We start from the raw sequence: 18,423 nt of genomic DNA, 5'->3' as shown, positions 1-18,423 counted from the left end.
CTAGGCGTCACACGAGGCGGACCAGCACCTCCCGCGTGCGCGGGCCGTCCAGCTCGGCCAGGAAGAGGCGCTGCCAGGTCCCCAGGTGCAGCCGGCCACCCGCCACCGGCACCAGGAGGGACGGGCCGAGCAGCACCGCGCGCAGGTGGGCGTCGGCATTGCGGTCGACGCGGTTGTGCGCGTAGGCGCCCTGGCGCGGCGCCACCCGCTCGAGCCAGGCCACCAGGTCCTGCTGGAGGCCCGGTTCCCCTTCGTTCACGAGCAGCGCCGCGGTGGTGTGCGGGGCGAAGAGCGCGAGCGCCCCCTCCGCCTCTGCCGGCAGCGCGGCCTCGACGGTCTCGGTGATGTCGACCAGGTCGACGCGGGCCCGGCTGCGCACGCGCAGCGCGGTCCAGCCCGAGGGGGCGGCCGACCGGGGGCTAGCCACGGACCGGGAACCGGACGCGGCCCCTAGACACGGACCGGCGGGGCGATCTCCACCATGCGGTCGAGCACCATCGTGGCCAGGCGCATGGCCCGCAGGCCGTCCGCCCCGCTCACCAGCGGCTGGGCCTCCCCCCGCACGCAGGCCAGGAAGTGGTTCAGCTCCAGCCGCAGCGTCTCCTGCGCCTCCACCTTGATGCGCTGCGTCTCGCCGCGGTCGTGGCGCACGGTGAGGGTCTGGTGGAGGAAGTCCAGATGGACGGCGCGGTCGGCCATGGTCACCTCCAGGTCGACCGCCTTGGTGGCCGCCACCCGGCTGGCCGTGAGGGTGACGAGACAGCCGGTGTTCAGCCGCAGCTGGGCGACGGCCAGGTCCTCGTGGGAGTTGTGCACGCGGACGCCGATGGCGTGGATCTCCTCGATCCGCCCAGGGACGAGCGCCTGGACGATGTCGATGTCGTGGATCATCAGGTCCATGACCACGCCCACGTCCATCGTCCGGGTGACGTCGTAGGGGCGGACGCGCCGCACCTGCACCGCCAGCGGCGCCCGCACCAGCGGGAAGAGGCGCTGCACCGCCGGCTTGAAGCGCTCGATGTGCCCCACCAGCAGGACCCGGTCCCGCGCGCCCGCCAGGGCGGTGAGCGCCTCCGCCTCATCCAGCGTGGTGGTCATCGGCTTCTCCACCAGGACGTGGGCCCCGGCCTCGAGAAAGTCGCGGGCCACCGCGTAGTGCAGGGCCGTGGGGACGGCGATGACCGCCGCGTCCACCGCGCCGAGCAGGTCGCGGTGGTCGAGGTAGCCCCGGGTGCCGTAGCGGTGCGCCAGGGCGCGCGCCGTGGCGGCCTTGCGGTCCACCACCCCGACGAGGTCGGCCCCCGGGAGCGAGGCCAGGGCGCGCACGTGGTGCTGCCCCCACTGCCCCAGGCCGACCACGGCGACGCGGACCCGGTCCCTCATGTCGGGCGGTAGGCCGACACCACGTCGACGATGCGCCGCAGGTCCTGCGGGGCGAGCCCGGGGTGGACGGGGAGCGAGAGGACCTCCCGGGTGAGGCGCTCGGCGACGGGGAAGTGCCCGTCGAACCCCAGCCGCCGGTAGGCCGGCGTGTGCGGAATGAGCACCGGGTAGAAGACCTTGTGCCCGATCCCCTCCCGCGCCAGGTAGCGGGCGAAGGCATCGCGCCCCTCGACGCGCACGGTGTACTGGTTGTAGACGTGGTGGGCGCCGGGCGGCTCCGCGGGCGGGCGGAGCCACGCCAGGTCCCGGAACGCCTCGGTGAGGACCGCGGCGTTGGCCCGCCGTACGGCGTTGTGGCGCTCCAGGCGGGCCAGCTGCGGCAGCCCCATGGCGGCGGCGATGTCCGTCATGCGGAAGTTGTAGCCGACGATGTCGTAGCGGTACTCGGCGTCGCCCCGCGGGTCGACCAGCAGGCGGGCCACGCGGGCCACCTCCGGGTCGGCCGTGACCACCATGCCCCCCTCGCCCGTGGTCATATTCTTCGTCGGGTAGAAGCTGAAGATCGCCGCGTGCCCGAAGGTGCCGACCTTCCGGCCGCGCCAGGCGGCGCCGTGCGCCTGGGCGCAGTCCTCGATGAGGAGGAGACGGTGGCGCTCCGCCAGCGCGCCCAGCGCGTCCATGTCCGCCGGCAGCCCGTAGAGGTGGACCACCAGGAGGGCGCGGATGCCGCCGCGCCGGACCACGGCCTCGACCGCATCCGGGTCGAGGTTGTACGTGCGCGGGTCGACGTCGGCGAAGACGGGCTCGGCCCCCACGTGCAGCACGGCGTGGCTGGTGGCGGCGAAGCTGAAGGGCGTGGTGACGACACGGTCCCCCCGGCCGATGCCCAGCGCCTGAAGGGCCACCTGGAGGGCGGCGGTCCCCGAGGAGGTGGCGACCGCGTACGGCACGCCCAGGTAGGCGGCGAAGGCCTCCTCGAACTCCCGGACGACGCGGTCGGCGACCAGGATGCCGGAGTCCAGGACCTGGAGGATGCGCTCGCGTTCCTCGTGGCCGATGAGGGGTCGGGCGAGGGGGATGGTAACGGCCATGCGCATGGGCACTATCTTATAATCTCCGTTCTCGCCGGACAATTTTCTCGGCTGGTCGGGGTGGCAGGCGGCGCGCGACACGACCGGCCCCGCGCACGACCGGTCGCACCGCGGGGAAACCGGCGCAGACGGCGACGGGGCCGCGCCGGGGGGTGGACGCGGCCCCGCTGACCTCGGCCTCCGACCCGCTGGGGGCTTACTGGACCACGACGCGGCGGCCGGCGACGAGCAGCCAGATCACGAAGAGGACGAGCAACCAGACCAGGACGTCCTGCCCGGACTCGTTGTCGAGGTAGCGGCCGACCACGTGACGGATGTAAGTCTGGAGCCAGGTGACCATCGCTGCACCTCCTGTACCGTAGAGTCCCCCGCTGTTTTTCCCGTCCCCGACCACGCTCTTCCCGCCCCCGGCGGCACGCCGACGACGCACTCCGGGCCCCGACCGGGCGGCGCGCGCCCGGCGACGGGGATCAGGCCCGGGCCGGTGGGGCCTCCAGCCGGGCCTTCAAGGCCGCCAGCATCGCCTCGATGTTCTTGCGCATCAACGTGCGCAGCAGCGTGCTGAGCAACGGACCCGCCAGCGGCAGGTCAATCTCGAAGTCAACCATCACGGAGGTGCGGGTCCCCTCCCCCGCGGGCTCGAACCGCCAGACGCCGGCGTAGTGGGCGAAGTCCCCCTCCCGCTGGCGGAAGTGACAGGTGTGGGAAGCGTGGTCCCAGTGGTCCTCCTCCACCCAGCGGACCTTGCGCCCCTGCACCACGCCCACCCAGCGGGTCACCGTGCGGTCGTCGGTCCGCTCCAGGACCTCGACGCTCTCCAGGTCGGGCATGAACTCCGGGAACTCCTCCACCGCCCGGGCCTGCCGGTAGACCTCCTCCAGCGGGGCGGCAATCAGCGTCGTGGCTTCCACGCGGGCCATGGCTCTCCTCCCTCCCCCGCGCCGTTCGTGCCTGCGCCCGGCGCCGCGCCCGCGCCGGGGTGAGCGATGCGCCGGGCCACCGTGATGAACCCCGTGTGCGCCACCATGCGGTGGGCCGGGCGCACGCTCGGTCCCTCGACGTTCCAGCCGCGCAGGAGCACCTCCACCGTCTCCACCCCGACGAAGGCGCCGGTGGCCCGCAGCGCCTCCACCGTCTGCTGCACCTGGGGCACGGTGGGGACGTAGGAGAGCCAGATCCCGCCGGGGCGCAACGCCTGGGCGGCGTGGCCGGCCACCCGCCACGGCTCGGGCAGGTCGAGCACCACCCGGTCCGCCGGCGCGTCGGGGATCCCAGCGGTGATGTCGTGCTCCCGCAGCACCAGCGCGGGCGTGGGCCCGAGGAAGCGGGCGATGTTGCGCGCCGCCTGCCGGGCGAAGTCGGGGCGCACCTCGTAGGAGGCCACCCGCCCCGTCGGGCCGACCGCCCGCAGCAGGGCCATGGTCAGCGCCCCCGACCCCGTGCCGGCCTCCACCACCCGGGCCCCCGGGTAGAGGTCGCCCCACACCAGGATGACCCCCAGGTCCTTCGGGTAGATCACCGTGGCCGCGCGGGGCATCTCCAGGACGAACTCCGCCAGGGTGGGCCGCAGCACCCGCACCCGCTCCCCCAGCGAGGTCTCCACCAGGACGCCCTCCTCGCGCCCGAGCAGGGCGTCGTGGGGGATGCGCCCGCCGCGCAGGTCGTGGACGCGCCCGGGGGTCAGCGTGATGAGATACCGGCGCCCCTTGCGGTCCACCAGGAGGACAGGCTCGCCGGGCTGCAGCGGCCCGCCCGGCCGGAGGCCGCCCGGGGCCTCCGCCTGGCCCGGGGAGGCGGCGCCGCCCGCCGGCCCGGTCAGGCCGCCACTCCCCGCGGCTTCACGTGCCGGCGCACCCACTCGACGATGGTGCCGAGCGGCGTCCCGGGCGTGAAGATCTCGGCGATGCCGGCCGCCTTCAGGGCGGGGATGTCCTCCTCGGGGATGATCCCGCCGGCGAAGACGACGATGTCGTCCGCCCCGCGGGCCCGCAGGAGCTCCAGGATGCGCGGGAAGAGGGTGTTGTGGGCCCCGGAGAGGATGGAGAGCCCGATGGCGTCCACGTCCTCCTGGATGGCCGCGTTCACGATCATCTCCGGGGTCTGGTGCAGTCCGGTGTAGATGACCTCGAAGCCGGCGTCGCGCAGGGCGCGCGCCACCACCTTGACCCCGCGGTCGTGCCCGTCGAGGCCGGGTTTGGCCACCAGGATGCGGATCTTGGACTCCGCCGGCATCGGGCTGTCAGCACTCCGGTCGTGCCCGTCCCCAGTATACCGGCGGGCGCCGGCGGCATTGAAGCCGCGCCGCCGGACGCTGCCCTCAGATGATCGCCGGCTCGCGGTACTCCCCGTAGACCGCCCGGAAGACGTCGCAGATCTCCCCCACCGTGGCGTAGGCCTTCACGGCGTCGAGGATCGGGTACATCGTGTTGTCCCCCCGACGGGCGGCCTCCCGCAGGCGGTGGAGGGCCTCGGCCACGCGCGCCGGGTCCCGCTCGGCGCGCACGCGGCGCAGCCGCTCCACCTGGCGGCGCTCCACCTCCGGGTCGATGCGCAGGATGGGGATGGGGCGCGGCGTCTCGTCGACGAAGGCGTTCACCCCCACGATGATCTTCTCACCGCGCTCGAGCTGCTGCTGGTAGCGGTAGGCGGCCTCGGCGATCTCCCGCTGCGGGTAGCCGGCCTCCACGGCCGCCACCATACCCCCCAGCGCGTCGATGCGCTCGATGTAGGCCCAGGCCTGCCGCTCCAGCTCCCGGGTGAGGGCCTCGACGTAGTAGGCGCCGCCCAGCGGGTCGACGGTGTCAGCCACCCCGGTCTCGTAGGCGATGATCTGCTGCGTGCGCAGCGCCACCGTCACCGCCTCCTCGGTGGGGAGGGCGTAGGTCTCGTCCATGGAGTTGGTGTGCAGCGACTGCGTCCCGCCCAGCACCGCCGCCAGGGCCTGCAGGGCCACGCGCACGATGTTGTTCAGGGGCTGCTGGGCGGTGAGGCTCACGCCGGCGGTCTGGGTGTGGAAGCGCAGCCACCAGGCGCGCGGGTTGCGGGCCCCGAAGCGCTCGCGCATGATCCGCGCCCACATCCGCCGCGCCGCGCGGAACTTGGCGATCTCCTCGAAGAAGTCGATGTGGCAGTCGAAGAAGAAGGACAGGCGCGGGGCGAAGGCGTCCACGTCCAGCCCGGCGTCGATCCCCGCCTGGACGTAGGCGATGCCGTCGGCCAGGGTGAAGGCCAGTTCCTGGGCGGCGGTGGCCCCGGCTTCCCGGATGTGGTAGCCGCTGATGGAGATGACGTTCCACCGCGGCAGCTCCCGCGCCCCGAAGACCAGCATGTCCTGCACGAGCTTCATGCTGGCCCGCGGAGGGACGATCCACTCCTTCTGGGCGATGAACTCCTTGAGGATGTCGGTCTGGGTGGTGCCGCCCAGGCGCTCCCGCGGGATGCCCCGCCGGTCCGCCACGGCCACGTACATGGCCAGGAGCACGTTGGCCGGGGCGTTGATGGTCATCGAGGTGGTGATCTCGTCGAGGGGGATGCCCTCGAAGAGCACCTCCATGTCGGCCAGCGAGGAGACGGCCACCCCCTCCCGCCCCACTTCGCCCTGTGCCCGCGGGTGGTCGGCGTCGTAGCCCATGAGCGTGGGCATGTCGAAGGCCACCGAGAGCCCGGTCTGGCCGAGCCGCAGCAGGTAGTGGAAGCGGCGGTTCGACTCCTCGGGCGTGCCGAAGCCGGCGAACTGCCGCATTGTCCACAGGCGTCCGCGGTACATCGTCGGGTGGATGCCGCGGGTGAAGGGGTACTCCCCCGGGAAGCCCAGGTCGCGCAGGTAGTCGAGGTCGGCCACGTCCGCCGGCGTGTAGAGGCGCCCGACCTCCACGTCCGAGATCGTGGAGAAGCGCTCCCGCCGTTCGGGACGCGCCGCCAGGGCCTCCCGCAGGGTCGTCGCCTCCCAGCGGCGACGCTCCGCCTCCAGGCGTGCCAGCGCCTCCGGGTCCATCGGTGCTACGCCTCCCTCGTCTGCCTCGCTCATGCCCCGTGCCGGGGACCCGTCACGGCCCCGCCTGCTTCCGCCGCCGCACCGCCGCGGTCAGGCGGGGGACGATCTCGAAGAGGTCCCCCACCACGCCCAGGTCGGCCACCTGGAAGATGGGCGCCTGCGGGTCCTTGTTGATGGCGATGATGTGCTTGCTGCCGGACATCCCGGCCAGGTGCTGGGGGGCGCCCGAGATCCCCACAGCCAGGTAGACCTGCGGGGCCACGGTCTTGCCGGTCTGCCCGATCTCGTAGTCGTGCGGCACCCACCCCGAGTCCACCGGCGGCCGCGACGAGCCCACCGCCCCGCCCAGCGCGCGGGCCAGCTCCTCGAGCAGGGCGAAGTGCTCGGGGCCGCGCAGGCCCCGGCCGCCGGAGACGACGATGTCCGCCTCGGTGAGCGGCACCGTCTCCCGCTCCAGCGCCCGCACCTCGCGCACGCGCGCCCGGCTCCCCACCTCGGGCGGGACGGGGACGCGCCGCACCTCCGCGCGCCGGTCGCGCCGGGGCGGGACGGGGAAGACCCCCGGCAGGACCACGGCGATGTGCAGCCGGCCGGGGAGCAGCCGCACCGTGCCGATGGCCTTGCGCGTGTACATCGGACGGATGGCCACGAGCGCCCCGTCCTCCCGCGCCAGCGTCTGGCAGTCGGTAACGATGGCCGCCCCGGCGCGCACGGCCAGGCGCGGCGCCAGGTCGCGTCCCTGGGCCGTCGAGCCGATGAGCAACACCTCCGGCCGCTCCTGGGCCAGGAGGGGGAGGAGGGCCGCCGTGTAGGCCTCCGCCGTGTAGGCGGCCAGCGCCGGGGCCGCGAGCACGAGCACCTCGTCGGCCCCGTAGGCGCCCAGCGCTTCGGCGTCCACGCCCCCCTCGCCGCCCACCAGCACCGCCGCCACACGCCCCTGGCCGGCCAGCTCGCGGGCCTTGCCCAGCAGCTCGTAGGTGAGGCGGCGCACGGCGCCGTCCTCGCGGGCCACCAGGACCCAGATCCCCCCGGCCATCACAGCACCTTCGCCGTCTCGGCCAGGTAGCGCACGATGGCCTCGACCGCCGCGTCCGGGTCCTGGCCGTCCACCCGCTGCCCCGGCGGGCGCGCCGGCGGGGGCGCCAGGCGCTCCAGCACGGCACCCGGCGTGCCCAGCGCCTCGGGGTCGATCCCCGCCGCCTCCAGGGTGAGCACGGGGATCTCCTTGCGCTTGGCCTTCATGATGCCCGGCAGCGACGGGTAGCGCGGCTCGTTGAGGTTGCGCTCCACGGTGAGCAGCGCCGGCAGCGGCAGCTCCAGGACCTCGACGGCCCCCTCCAGCTCCCGGTGAACCAGGGCATGGGTGGCGTCCTCGGCCACCTCGAGCCGGCTCACCGCCGTGGCCTGCGGCAGGTCCAGCAGCGCCGCCAGCGCCGGTCCCACCAGGGCGGCGTTGTCGTCGGTGCTGAGCTTGCCGCAGATCACCAGGTCGGGCCGGCGGGGGGCGATGACGGCGGCCAGCACGCGCGCTACCTGGAGGTGGTCGGCCCGGGCCAGACGCGGGTCGCTCACCAGGACGGCCTCGTCGGCGCCCATGGCCAGCCCCTGGCGCAGCGCCTCCCGCGCCCGCTCCGGCCCGACGCTGACCAGGGTCACCGTCCCCCCGAACCGCTCGCGCAGCTGCAGGGCGGCCTCGGTGGCGTGCTCGTCGTAGTAGTTCATCACCAGGTTCACTCCGGTCTCGTCGATGCCGCTGCCGTCCGGCCGGATGCGGATCGGCGCCTCGGTGTCGGGCACCTGCTTGATGCAGACGACGATCTCCATCCTCGCCCTCCGCCGCGCCCCCGCCGGGGCCGCGCGCCCGCCGCCTGCGGCGGCGTCACTTCGATCCTAGCACCTGGCGGCTGATCACCAGGCGCTGGATCTCGCTCGTCCCCTCGTAGATCTCGGTGATCTTGGCGTCCCGGTAGTAGCGCTCCACCGGGTAGTCCTCGATGTAGCCGTAGCCGCCGAAGAGCCGGACCGCCCGGGCGGTGGCCCACGTGGCCGTCTCGGCGGCCACCAGCTTGGCCACCGAGGCCTCGCGCGTGTAGGGCTGCCCCTGGTCGCGCAGCCAGGCGGCGCGGTAGGTGAGGAGCCGGGCGGCGTCGATGCGGGTGGCCATGTCGGCCAGCGTCCACTGGATCGCCTGAAACTCCCCGATGGGCCGGCCGAACTGGCGGCGCTCCCGCGCGTAGGCGACGCACGCCTCCAGGGCGGCGCGGGCGATGCCCACCGCCTGGGCGGCGATGCCGGTGCGGCCGCCGTCCAGCGTGGCCAGGGCGATGCGGCCTCCCTGCCCCCGCTCCCCCAGGAGGTTCTCCGCCGGCACGCGGCAGTCGTCGAGGAGGATCTCGGCCGTGGACGAGCAGCGGATGCCGAGCTTGCGCTCGACCTTCCCCACGCTGATGCCGGGGAACGCCTTCTCGACGATGAAGGCCGAGATCCCCCGGGCGCCGGGGACGGGCTCGGTGCGGGCGTAGACGATGCAGAGGTCCGCCTCCACCCCGTTGGTGACGAAGACCTTGCGGCCGTTCAGCACCCACTCCCCGCCGCGCCGCTCCGCCCGGGTGGTCAGCGCCATGGCGTCGGAGCCGGCCTCCGGCTCGGTCAGGCAGTAGCAGCCGAGCGACCGCCCGTCCGCCAGCCGCGGGAGGTAGCGCCGCTTCTGCTCCTCGGTCCCGAAGGCCAGGATGGGGTCGCACACCAGCGAGTTGTTCACGCTGATGATCACCTGGACCCCGGCGGAGGCGCGGGCCAGCTCCTCCTGGGCGATGACGTAGGCCAGCGCGTCCATGCCGGCCCCGCCGTACTGCTCCGGGACCATCATGGCCATGAGGCCGAGCCGGGCGGCCTGCTGGATGATCTCCGCCGGGTAGCGGTGCTCCCGGTCCAGGGCCGCGGCCTGGGGCTCGATCTCCCGTGCCGCGAACTCCCGGACGGTGGCCTGGAGCAGGCGGTGCTCCTCGCTGAGGGCGAACTCCATGCGGCCTTCATCTGGTTCGTGCCCCGCGCACGCCTCCCCTGCTCGCGCCCCTGGCGCGGCGGCCCGCCCGGTGCGCGCGGTCTGGAGGGGTGCGGCGGGGGCGTCGAGAACTCTTGGGGGGTTCCGACCGGAGGACTCCCGTGGACAACCTCGTGGCCATCGCCGGCATCGGGCTCACGCCGCTCCGCCCTGTCTCCCCCGACCTCTCCTTCCGGGAGCTGGTCTTCGAGGCGGCTACCCGCGCCTACGCCGACGCCGGGGTGGATCCGCGCGACGTGGACGGCGTGGTCACCGTGGCGGAGGACCTGCACGAGGGGACCTCCATCACCGACGAGTACACCCCCGACCAGCTGGGGGCGGTGCTCAAGCCGGTGCAGACGGTCGCCGGGGACGGGCTGCAGGGGCTGGCCGCGGCCTGCCTGCTCATCCGCTCCGGGGCCGCTGACGTCGTCGTGGTCGAAGCGCACAGCAAGGCCAGCAACGTGCTGGAGCACGAGGAGGTGCTGGCCATGGCGCTCGACCCCACCTACGAGCGCCCCTGGGGCCTCGACCCCCACGCCGTGGCCGCGCTGGAGATGCGCCGCTACCTGCACGAGGCGGGCGTGCCGGAGCGCGCCGTGGCCGAGGTGGTGGTGGCCAACCGCCGCCGGGCGCTGCGCAACCCCTTCGCCGCCTATGGGGCCGACCTCACGGTGGAGCAGGTGCTGACGGACACCGTGGTGGCCGATCCCCTGCGGGCGGCCATGGTGAGCCAGACCGCCGACGGGGCCGTCGTCCTGGTGCTGGCCGCCCCGGAGACGGCGCGGGCGCTGCGGGGCCGTCCGGTGATGGTGCGCGGCATCGGCTGGGCCTCCGACGAGCCCTCCCTCAGCGGCCGCCCCTGGGCGGAGGCGACCTACGCGCACCTGGCGGCGGCCATGGCCTACCGCGACGCCGGCCTCCGGGCGCCCGGGCGCGAGGTCGACCTCTTCGAGGTCGACGACACCTACGCCCACAAGCAGCTCCAGCACCTGGAGGCGGCGCTCGGCCTGCCGCCCGGCGGCGCGCTGCGGGAGGGCGCGGCGCTGGCCGCGGCGGACCGGGTGAACGCCTCCGGAGGGCACCTGGGGATGGGGTACGGGTACGACGCTTCGGCGCTCGTGCGCGTGGCCGTGACCGCCCTGCAGGTGCGCGGCGAGGCCGGGCCGATGCAGGTACCCGGCGTGCGGACCGCCGTCGTCCTCTCCTGGCGCGGCGTCCCCACGACGACCGGCGGTGCCGTGGTGCTGGGCGCGGCGTGATGGTGAGGGCCTCGTGATGCGGCGACGCGGCTCGCGCCGGGTGGCGGTGATCGGGGCGGGGCTGTCCCGCTTCGTCCGCCGCGCCCTGGAGACCGGGAAGGAGCTCAGCTACTACGCCGCCGGCCAGGCGCTGGAGAGCGCGGGGGTGCGCCGCCGTGACGTGGAGGCGGTGGTCATGGCCTCCGCCCCGGACGCCTTCGACGGGCAGCACATGAAGGGCGAGTACCTGCTGGACGGCGCCGGCGCGTACCGCAAGCCCTACTTCCGCGTCTACGTGGGGGGCGGGTCGGGGGTCTTCAGCATCATCTCCGGGTGGACGCTGGTGGCCTCGGGGATGTTCGACCTGGTGCTGGTGGTGGCCGAGGAGAAGATGAGCCCCACCCAGCCCCACCCCCAGGCCGCCTTCATCACCATCTTCGACCACACCATCGAGCGGCCGCTGGGGCCCAACCTGCTGTGGATCTTCGCCCTCGAGCAGACGCGCTACATGCAGACCTATGGGATCCGCAACGAGGAGATCGCCCTCGTCTCCGTCAAGAACAAGCGCAACGCCCTGGGCCACCCGGCCTCGCAGGTGGCCGAGGCGGTGACGGTGGAGCAGGTGCTGGCCTCGGAGGTCGTGGCCTGGCCGGTGCACCGCCTGATGGTCAGCCCGGTCTCCGACGGGGCGGCGGCCATCGTGCTGGCCAGCGAGCGGGTGGCCCGGCGCCTGAGCCCCCGCCCCGTCTGGGTGGAGGGGATCGGCTGGTCGCTCGACACCTCCTACTGGGGGAACCGGGACCTGGCCTACCCGCGCTACGTCGAGCAGGCCGCGCGCATGGCCTACGCCATGGCCGGCATCACCGACCCGCGGCGCGAGATCCACGTCGTCGAGCCCTACGACCCCTTCGCCTACAAGGAGCTGCACCACCTGGAGGGGCTGCTGCTGGCCGACCGCGGCAAGGCGGCCGAGGACCTGGTCCGCGGCCGGTTCGACCGGGAGGGGGCGCTGCCCAGCTCGCCGTCCGGCGGGCTGCTGGGGGTGGGGAACCCGATCGCCGCCGCCGGGCTCATGAAGGTCTGCGAGATCTTCTGGCAGCTGCGCGGGGAGGCGGGCCCGCGCCAGGTGCCCAACGCCCCCAGGCGCGGTCTGGCGCAGGCCTGGGGGGACCTGATGCAGATCGGCACCGTGGTCGTCCTGGGCGTCTAGCCCCCGGGGCGCTCGACCCGCCAGGCCCGGGGGCGGATCGGTGCCGGTGCGGACGAGGTGAGGTAATGGCACGGTCACGACCCACAGCGCACCGCGCCCGGAGGGCGGCCGGGCGGGCCACGGCTCCCGCGCGCCCGGCGGCCCCGCGGGAACGCGCACCCGAGGCGCGGGAGCTCCCCGACGCGGCGTTGAAAGGCGGCGTCCCCGCCGAAGCCCGCGGCCTGCGCGGGACGCCGCTGTCCGAAGCGCAGGTGCAGGAGGGGCGGGTCAGCCTAGAGCACTGGGACCCGCGCCTGCTCTACCGCTGGGACGCCGGTGTGGCGGTCAGCCGCTTCCTGGAGGGGCTGCGCGAGGGGCGCATCCTGGGCGTGCGATGCGACCGGTGCCGGCGCACCGTCACCCCGCCGCGGGCGTTCTGCGAGTGGTGCTTCCGCCCGATGGACGCCTGGGTGGAGCTGCCGGACACCGGCACGGTGAACACCTTCTCCATCTGCACCATCACCTGGGACCTCCGGCGGCTCGAGGTCCCGCAGGTCCCGGCGGTCATCGAGATCGACGGCACGCAGCCGCGGGTGGGGTTCCTCCACCTGCTCGGGGACCTGGGCAGTACCACGGTGGAGGGGATCCTGCAGCGGGTGCGGGTGGGGGCGCGGGTGCGCGCGGTGTGGCGGCCGGCGGAGGAGCGCACCGGCGCCATCACCGACATCCGGCACTTCGCGCTGGTGGAGTAGCGCCGCCCCGCAGCGGGGCGGCGCAGCGGGCGGGAGGGACGCGGACCATGGGGCTGAAGACCAAGCTCACCTCCGGGGAGGCGCTGCGGGCCTGGAGCGGGGCGATCCCCGTGGCCTTTCGCTACACCGCCGGCGTGGCCGGCGAGCGCTTCTTCGACGTGCTGCGCCGCCGCGGGCGCCTGAGCGTCACCCGCTGCCCCGAGTGCGGCACGACCTACCTCCCCCCGCGCCTGTACTGCCGCCAGTGCTTCGTCGACCTCTCGAGGTACTGGGACGAGGTGCCTCCGCGCGGCACCGTGCACACCTTCACCGTGGTCCGGCGCGACCGCCGGGGGCGGAGGCTCCCGCAGCCGCAGGTGTTCGGGGTCGTGGCCATCGACGGGACCGACGGCTCGCTGCTGGTCCCGCTGGCCGGTCCGCCCGAGGCGGTGCGCATCGGGCAGAGGGTAGAGGCGGTCCTGCGCCCGACCCGCGAGCGCCGCGGCACCATCCGGGACATCCTCTACTTCCGGTGACGCCCGCCGCGGCCGCGCCTCTGCGCAGGGGGTGACGCCGGCGACCGGGGCCTCGACCTCTCACCGCCGGTGACCCCGCCGGCCGGCGCGGCCCTGGCCGCCGCAGCGCTGGGTGTCGCCGGCGCCGTCGGCGTCTGGGCCCGGTACCGTCGCTTCCGCGCCGACGTCCTGGCCCGGCTGCGCACCACCCACCCGGACGTCCGCGTGGTGCGTGCCGTCCCCGGTGGCCTGGTGCTCGACCTCGCCGGCGTGCGAGTGCGCCTCGACCTGATCTCGCTCTTCCGGCTGACCCGCGGGCGCGGCGCGGAGGCGGCGGTCGATGACACGGTGGACCGCGTCCGCGCCACGCTCCCTCCGCCGCGGCCCGCCCCCCTCGCCCTGGTGCGCGATCGCCTCCTGCCGCTGCTCAAGCCGGCCGCCGTGGCGGAGACGCTGCGCCGCTACCCGCCGGCGTACCATCCGGTGACGCGGCCCTTCCCCGCGGGGCTGGTCGTCCTGTACGTGGTGGAGAGCCTCCATCAGGTCACCTACGTCACGGCCGCCATGACCGAAGCCTGGGGGATGGGCGCCGACGACCTGCACACCCTGGCCCTGGAGAACCTGCGCCGCCGCACCCGGCACGTCCTCGAGGAGATCGGCGGCCCACAGCGGACGTACGACCACCTCGACGGGTTCGACGCCGCGCGCCTCCTGGTCCCGGACCTGATCGTCCCCGCGGAGATCGCCCGGCCGGTGATGGCCATCCCCGACGAGCACTGCCTCCTGGTGGGCGACGACAGCGAGCGCGACGCGCTGCGTGAGCGCGTTGCGGCGGCCTACGCCGGGGCCGATGCCCCGCTCACCCCCGTCCTCTTCCGCCCCGGGGACGCGCCGGATCGGCCGGTCGTGGTATCTTAGGAACAGTGCCAAATCCGGCTTCCAGGGCGCTCTGAGCGCCCTCCGGCCACCATCCGAACGCCATGGCACGGTCAGCAGCCCGGGGGGGCTGACGTCGCTACGGGAGGTGGAGGATGAACGACGCGTGGGGACAGATCATCGGACTCAACGAACTGATGACCAAGGCCGGCCTCGATCCCCGTAACGAGAGCGATGTGGCGCGCACGCTGAACTGGCTTCGCAACCACAACGTGCCCTACGCGCTCATCGGGCGCGGCGGCGAGGGGCGGCAGCGCGGGATCCTGGTCGTGGCCGAGGACGTGGCCAACGCCATCCGCGGCGGCCGGCGGCGCCGGACCCGCGCCGGCGGCGAGGCGGCGATGCCCTGACCGGCCTGCCCACCGGCACGCACCCCTGGGCCGACCGGTTCATCCTGTCCCGCCGGGTGGCGGCTCGTACTCGTAGAACCCCCGTCCGGTCTTCCGCCCCAGGTAGCCGGCCAGGACCATCCGCCTGAGCAGCGGCGGCGGCGCGTAGCGGGGGTCCCTGAACTCCTCGTACATGGCCTGGGCGATGTAGTAGGTGGTGTCCAGCCCGACGAAGTCCAGCAGGGTGAGCGGGCCCATGGGGTGGTTGAGGCCCAGGGTGACCGCGGTGTCGATGTCCTCACGCGAGGCCACCCCCAGCTCCAGCGCCCGCACCGCGTCCAGCAGGTAGGGCACCAGCAGCCGGTTGACGATGAAGCCGGGGGAGTCCTTCACCACCACCACCCGCTTGCCCAGGGTGGCCGCGAAGGCCTTCGCCGCCTCCACCGTCGCCTCGGCGGTGCGCAGGCCGCGCACGACCTCCACCAGCGGCATCACCGGCACCGGGTTGAAGAAGTGCATCCCCACCACCCGCTCCGGGCGCCCGGTGGCCGCCGCCATCTCGGTGATGGAGAGCGAGGAGGTGTTGGAGGCGAACCAGGTGTGCGGCGGGCAGAGGCGGTCGAGCTCGCCGAAGACCGCCTTCTTCTCGGCCATCAGCTCGACCACCGCCTCGATGACGAGGTCGCACTCCCGCAGGTCGGCCAGGTCCACCGTGCCGCGGATGCGTTCCCGGGCGGCCCGGGCGGCGGCCTGGTCGAGCTTGCCGCGTTCCACCGCCCGGCCCAGCGAGGCGTCGATGCGCGCCAGCCCTCGCGCCAGCAGGTCCGCGGAGACCTCGCGCACCACCACCCGGTACCCCGCCCGGGCGCACGTCTCGGCGATCCCCGAGCCCATCAGGCCGCACCCCACCACCCCGACACGTTCGATCGCCACGCCGGCCTCCTGTCTCCTCGTCTTTGCACCCGGCCGCGCGATCAGCGCACGATCAGCACGGAGCAGGGCGCCGTCCGCTGCCTGCGCCTTACTTCTCTCCCGGCTCGGCTTTCCCCCGCTGCGACGCCTCCGCGACCACCTCGACGGTGGCCGAGGTGACGTCGTCTTCGCCCAGCACGTAGACCTGGTCGAACCCCTCCTGGGGGATGGTCATCAGCGCCCGCTGCAGCGCCTCCCACTGCCGGCGGATCACCGCCCGCCCCACCCGGCGCTCCCGCCGGGTGTCCAGGGCATACGCCCGCTCCTCGCTGACGTCGAAGACCACCAGCACCGCCGGCACCTGGTGGCGGCGGGCCAGGCGCAGGAGGTCGCGGCGGGCCTCCGCACGCAGCGCGGTGCTGTCCGCCACCGTCAGCCGGCAGTGGCGCAACCGCAGGTCGATGATGAAGTGGAAGAGCTCGAAGGCCTCGCGCGAGACCGAGATGTCCGCCTCGTCGTCGGCGATCATGGCCCGGCAGGCGTCGGAGGAGACGATCTGGGTGGGGCGGAAGTGGCGGCGGGCGAAGGTGGACTTGCCGCTGCCCGCCGGGCCGCACAGCACCACCAGCGACGGGTCGGGGATGAGGAGCTTCACGACCGGCGCCGCGGCCGGGGACGGCCGGTCCGGAACCGCGGCGGGGGGCAGGGCCTCACGGGCGGGGCGGCGCTTCGACGCGGCCGTGGATGAGCGGACGCGCCGGCGGGGCCGCGTCGGCGATGCGGTACGCCGCCAGCAGACGCCGCCGCGCCGCCGGCGCCCGCGCGGCGTCGTTGGCCAGGACCGTGGCCAGGGCGTCGCCGGCCGCCACGTGCTCCCCCACCTTGCGCTGCAGGCGCACGCCCACCGCCGGGTCGATGGCGTCTTCCTGCCGGGCCCGCCCCGCCCCCAGCGCCATGGCCGCCAGGCCCACCGCCTCCGCGTCGATCGCGGCCACCACACCACCGTGGGGGGCCTCCACCGGTAGCAGGAGGGCGGCCTGAGGCAGGCGCGTGGGGTCGTCCACCACCCGGGGATCCCCACCCTGCGCCTCGACCATGCGGCGGAAGCGGTCGAGGGCCGACCCGTCGCGCAGGCGGGCTTCCAGCCGCGCGCGGGCTGCCTGGCGGTCCGGCGCGGCACCGCCCAGCACGAGCATCTCGGCCCCCAGCGTCAGGCACAGCTCGGTGAGGTCCGGCGGCCCCTCGTCGCGCAGCGTGGCGATCGCCTCCTCCACCTCGACGGCGTTGCCCACGGCCCGCCCCAGCGGCTGGTCCATGTCGCTGATCACCGCCACCGTCCGGCGCCCCACCTGCGCCCCGATGGCCACCATGGCCTCGGCGAGCGCCCGCGCGCCGTCCACCGTCTTCATGAAGGCGCCCGAGCCGGTTTTCACGTCGAGGACGATAGCCTCGGCCCCGCCGGCGATCTTCTTGCTCATCACGCTGGAGGCGATGAGCGGCACGCTGTCCACCGTGGCGGTGACGTCGCGCAGCGCGTACAGGCGCTTGTCGGCGGGGACCAGGTCGGCGGTCTGGCCGGCGATGGCGCAGCCCACCTGCACGACCTGGCGCACGAACGCCTCCCGCGAGAGCGCCGTCGACAGGCCGGGGATGGCCTCGAGCTTGTCCAGGGTGCCGCCGGTGTGGCCGAGGCTGCGGCCGGAGAGCTTGGGCACCAGGACGCCGGCCGCGGCGACGAGCGGCACCAGCACCAGGGAGGTCTTGTCCCCCACCCCGCCGGTGCTGTGCTTGTCCACCTTCACTCCGGGGATCTCCCGGAGGTCCACCACCTCGCCCGAGCGCACCATGGCCATGGTGAGCGCGGCGGTCTCCTCCGGCGTCATCCCCTGGAAGTAGACGGCCATGAGGAAGGCGCTCATCTGGTAGTCGGGGACCTCGCCGCGCAGGAACCCCTGGAGGAGGGCCTCGATCTCCTCGGGCGCGAGGGTCCCGCCGTTGCGCTTGCGCAGGATCAGGTCGTAGGCGCGCATCCCTCAGGGGCGGGCGGCGTCGCCGGCACCAGGGCGGCACCGCCGCAGGCGGAGGGAGCGGACGCGGTCGGCGACCGGCCGAGGGGTGCGGCGGAGGAGCGGTCGGCCCACGTACGCGCAGAGCAGGCCGGGCAGGTCCCCCGCCTCCACCAGGTAGCGCTCCGTGTCGGCGACGAAGCGCGCAAAGGCCGCCTCCGTCTCCGCCCTGGCCGGGCCGCCCTCGAGGGGCTCGATCAGGCGCCAGTGCAGATAGGGGTGCCAGGCCAGGTGCTCCTGCCGGAAGCGGGACCGGAGCGCCCGGTGCACCCGGGGCCAGGGGTGCAGCCGCATCCTGCCGGCGTACCTCGCCATCCACTCCTGCTGGAGGCGGGCCACCGCCTCAGCCGGCGAGCCGTCCGGGGGGAAGGGCGGCGGGAGCAGACCGGCCAGCTGCGCCGCCCGCCGCATCTGGTAGAGCCAGGCGGCGCAGCGCCGGTCGAAGCGGTCGTAGGCGAACTCCAGCGCCACCAGCCGCCCCCCGGGCCGCAGCACCCGCGCGATGGCCCGGAGCGCCGCGTCCAGGTCCGGGACGTGGTGCAGGACGCGGCAGCAGAGCACGACGTCGAAGGGGGCCTGCACGCGCAGCGCCTCCAGGCGCAGGGCGGCCAGGTCGCCCGCCGCGTAGGTCAGCGGGCCGCGCCGCACCGCCTGGGGGTCGGCGGCCGCCGTCCGGCGGGCCACGGCGATGCGCGCGCGGTCCCGGTCGATCCCCACCACGTGGTGGCCGCGGCGCGCCAGCTCCAGGGCGAACTGCCCCGTCCCGCACCCCGCGTCCAGCACCCGCTGCGGCGGGGCGCCCACCAGCGCGTCCACCAGGCGCCACAGGTCCCCGAAGGTGGGCGCCACCAGGTGGGGCGCGCGCCAGGCGGTGCCGGCGAGGTCGGGCCACTGTCGCGGCGCCTGCAGGTCGGCGGTGAAGTCCGGCGGGAAGGGCGTGTGCCCGTGCCCGGGGTGCGGGCGCGGGCGCACCGCGGCCCGATGGTCGGCGGC

21 protein-coding genes are annotated in these 18,423 nt (G+C 74.5%); 6 read left to right on the top strand and 15 right to left on the bottom strand.

The window, feature by feature from the left end:
- Window positions 1–7: 7 nt before the first annotated feature.
- The 11 genes from RB146_05360 to RB146_05310 form a co-directional block, all read right to left on the bottom strand.
- A complete protein-coding gene (locus tag RB146_05360) occupies window positions 8–427 on the bottom strand; it encodes a secondary thiamine-phosphate synthase enzyme YjbQ (GenBank protein MDQ7828408.1) in 420 nt (139 codons plus the stop codon).
- Between the two features lie 23 nt (window positions 428–450).
- Window positions 451–1,383, bottom strand: a complete 933-nt coding sequence (locus tag RB146_05355; GenBank protein ID MDQ7828407.1) for a Gfo/Idh/MocA family oxidoreductase — start codon at window positions 1,381–1,383, stop codon at window positions 451–453.
- Window positions 1,380–2,480 carry a DegT/DnrJ/EryC1/StrS family aminotransferase gene (locus RB146_05350; protein MDQ7828406.1) on the bottom strand — a complete coding sequence of 367 codons (1,101 nt, stop codon included), beginning with the start codon at window positions 2,478–2,480 and terminating at the stop codon, window positions 1,380–1,382. The genes RB146_05355 and RB146_05350 overlap by 4 nt, the downstream gene beginning before the upstream one ends.
- A 190-nt stretch (window positions 2,481–2,670) precedes the next feature.
- Window positions 2,671–2,814 carry a hypothetical protein gene (locus RB146_05345; protein MDQ7828405.1) on the bottom strand — a complete coding sequence of 48 codons (144 nt, stop codon included), beginning with the start codon at window positions 2,812–2,814 and terminating at the stop codon, window positions 2,671–2,673.
- Between the two features lie 130 nt (window positions 2,815–2,944).
- A complete protein-coding gene (locus RB146_05340; GenBank protein ID MDQ7828404.1) occupies window positions 2,945–3,394 on the bottom strand; it encodes an SRPBCC family protein in 450 nt (149 codons plus the stop codon).
- Window positions 3,367–4,332: a tRNA (adenine-N1)-methyltransferase gene (locus RB146_05335; GenBank protein ID MDQ7828403.1), complete on the bottom strand. Its 966-nt coding sequence runs from the start codon at window positions 4,330–4,332 to the stop codon at window positions 3,367–3,369. The genes RB146_05340 and RB146_05335 overlap by 28 nt, the downstream gene beginning before the upstream one ends.
- On the bottom strand, window positions 4,290–4,706 hold the full coding sequence (locus tag RB146_05330) for a cobalamin B12-binding domain-containing protein (protein ID MDQ7828402.1): 417 nt from the start codon (window positions 4,704–4,706) through the stop codon (window positions 4,290–4,292). Before RB146_05330 ends, RB146_05335 begins: the two co-directional genes overlap by 43 nt.
- Window positions 4,707–4,791: 85 nt before the next feature.
- Window positions 4,792–6,468, bottom strand: coding sequence for a methylmalonyl-CoA mutase family protein (locus RB146_05325; GenBank protein MDQ7828401.1), 1,677 nt, complete (start codon window positions 6,466–6,468; stop codon window positions 4,792–4,794).
- A gap of 52 nt (window positions 6,469–6,520) precedes the next feature.
- On the bottom strand, window positions 6,521–7,504 hold the full coding sequence (locus RB146_05320; protein ID MDQ7828400.1) for an electron transfer flavoprotein subunit alpha/FixB family protein: 984 nt from the start codon (window positions 7,502–7,504) through the stop codon (window positions 6,521–6,523).
- Window positions 7,504–8,292, bottom strand: coding sequence for an electron transfer flavoprotein subunit beta/FixA family protein (locus RB146_05315; protein MDQ7828399.1), 789 nt, complete (start codon window positions 8,290–8,292; stop codon window positions 7,504–7,506). Before RB146_05315 ends, RB146_05320 begins: the two co-directional genes overlap by 1 nt.
- A 55-nt stretch (window positions 8,293–8,347) precedes the next feature.
- Window positions 8,348–9,493, bottom strand: a complete 1,146-nt coding sequence (locus tag RB146_05310; protein MDQ7828398.1) for an acyl-CoA dehydrogenase — start codon at window positions 9,491–9,493, stop codon at window positions 8,348–8,350.
- 140 nt (window positions 9,494–9,633) lie between these two features.
- On the opposite strand from RB146_05310, the gene RB146_05305 reads away from it, so the two are divergent.
- From RB146_05305 to RB146_05280, 6 genes are all read left to right on the top strand, one after another.
- Complete coding sequence (locus RB146_05305; protein MDQ7828397.1) at window positions 9,634–10,773, top strand: acetyl-CoA acetyltransferase; 1,140 nt, start codon at window positions 9,634–9,636, stop codon at window positions 10,771–10,773.
- Window positions 10,774–10,789: 16 nt separating this feature from the next.
- Window positions 10,790–11,962: a thiolase domain-containing protein gene (locus tag RB146_05300; GenBank protein MDQ7828396.1), complete on the top strand. Its 1,173-nt coding sequence runs from the start codon at window positions 10,790–10,792 to the stop codon at window positions 11,960–11,962.
- A 65-nt stretch (window positions 11,963–12,027) separates the two neighbouring features.
- Window positions 12,028–12,693 (top strand): Zn-ribbon domain-containing OB-fold protein, encoded by a 666-nt coding sequence (locus RB146_05295; GenBank protein ID MDQ7828395.1) that lies wholly within the window; start codon window positions 12,028–12,030, stop codon window positions 12,691–12,693.
- Window positions 12,694–12,740: 47 nt separating this feature from the next.
- Window positions 12,741–13,208: a Zn-ribbon domain-containing OB-fold protein gene (locus tag RB146_05290; GenBank protein ID MDQ7828394.1), complete on the top strand. Its 468-nt coding sequence runs from the start codon at window positions 12,741–12,743 to the stop codon at window positions 13,206–13,208.
- 69 nt (window positions 13,209–13,277) lie between these two features.
- Window positions 13,278–14,105 carry a hypothetical protein gene (locus RB146_05285; protein MDQ7828393.1) on the top strand — a complete coding sequence of 276 codons (828 nt, stop codon included), beginning with the start codon at window positions 13,278–13,280 and terminating at the stop codon, window positions 14,103–14,105.
- Window positions 14,106–14,218: 113 nt separating this feature from the next.
- Window positions 14,219–14,473, top strand: a complete 255-nt coding sequence (locus RB146_05280; protein MDQ7828392.1) for a hypothetical protein — start codon at window positions 14,219–14,221, stop codon at window positions 14,471–14,473.
- 39 nt (window positions 14,474–14,512) lie between these two features.
- On the opposite strand, the gene RB146_05275 is transcribed toward RB146_05280, so the two are convergent.
- From RB146_05275 to RB146_05260, 4 genes are all read right to left on the bottom strand, one after another.
- A complete protein-coding gene (locus RB146_05275) occupies window positions 14,513–15,385 on the bottom strand; it encodes a 3-hydroxybutyryl-CoA dehydrogenase (protein ID MDQ7828391.1) in 873 nt (290 codons plus the stop codon).
- Window positions 15,386–15,473: 88 nt separating this feature from the next.
- Window positions 15,474–16,019, bottom strand: coding sequence for an AAA family ATPase (locus tag RB146_05270; protein ID MDQ7828390.1), 546 nt, complete (start codon window positions 16,017–16,019; stop codon window positions 15,474–15,476).
- A 55-nt stretch (window positions 16,020–16,074) separates the two neighbouring features.
- Window positions 16,075–17,394: a pyrimidine-nucleoside phosphorylase gene (locus tag RB146_05265; protein MDQ7828389.1), complete on the bottom strand. Its 1,320-nt coding sequence runs from the start codon at window positions 17,392–17,394 to the stop codon at window positions 16,075–16,077.
- Between the two features lie 3 nt (window positions 17,395–17,397).
- Window positions 17,398–18,402, bottom strand: coding sequence for a class I SAM-dependent methyltransferase (locus tag RB146_05260; GenBank protein MDQ7828388.1), 1,005 nt, complete (start codon window positions 18,400–18,402; stop codon window positions 17,398–17,400).
- Window positions 18,403–18,423 lie beyond the last annotated feature (21 nt).

The organism is Armatimonadota bacterium, assembly GCA_031081585.1.
GTDB classification, from domain to species: Bacteria; Sysuimicrobiota; Sysuimicrobiia; order Sysuimicrobiales; family Humicultoraceae; genus Geohabitans; species Geohabitans tengchongensis.
This window is presented reverse-complemented; position numbering and strand designations above follow the sequence as displayed.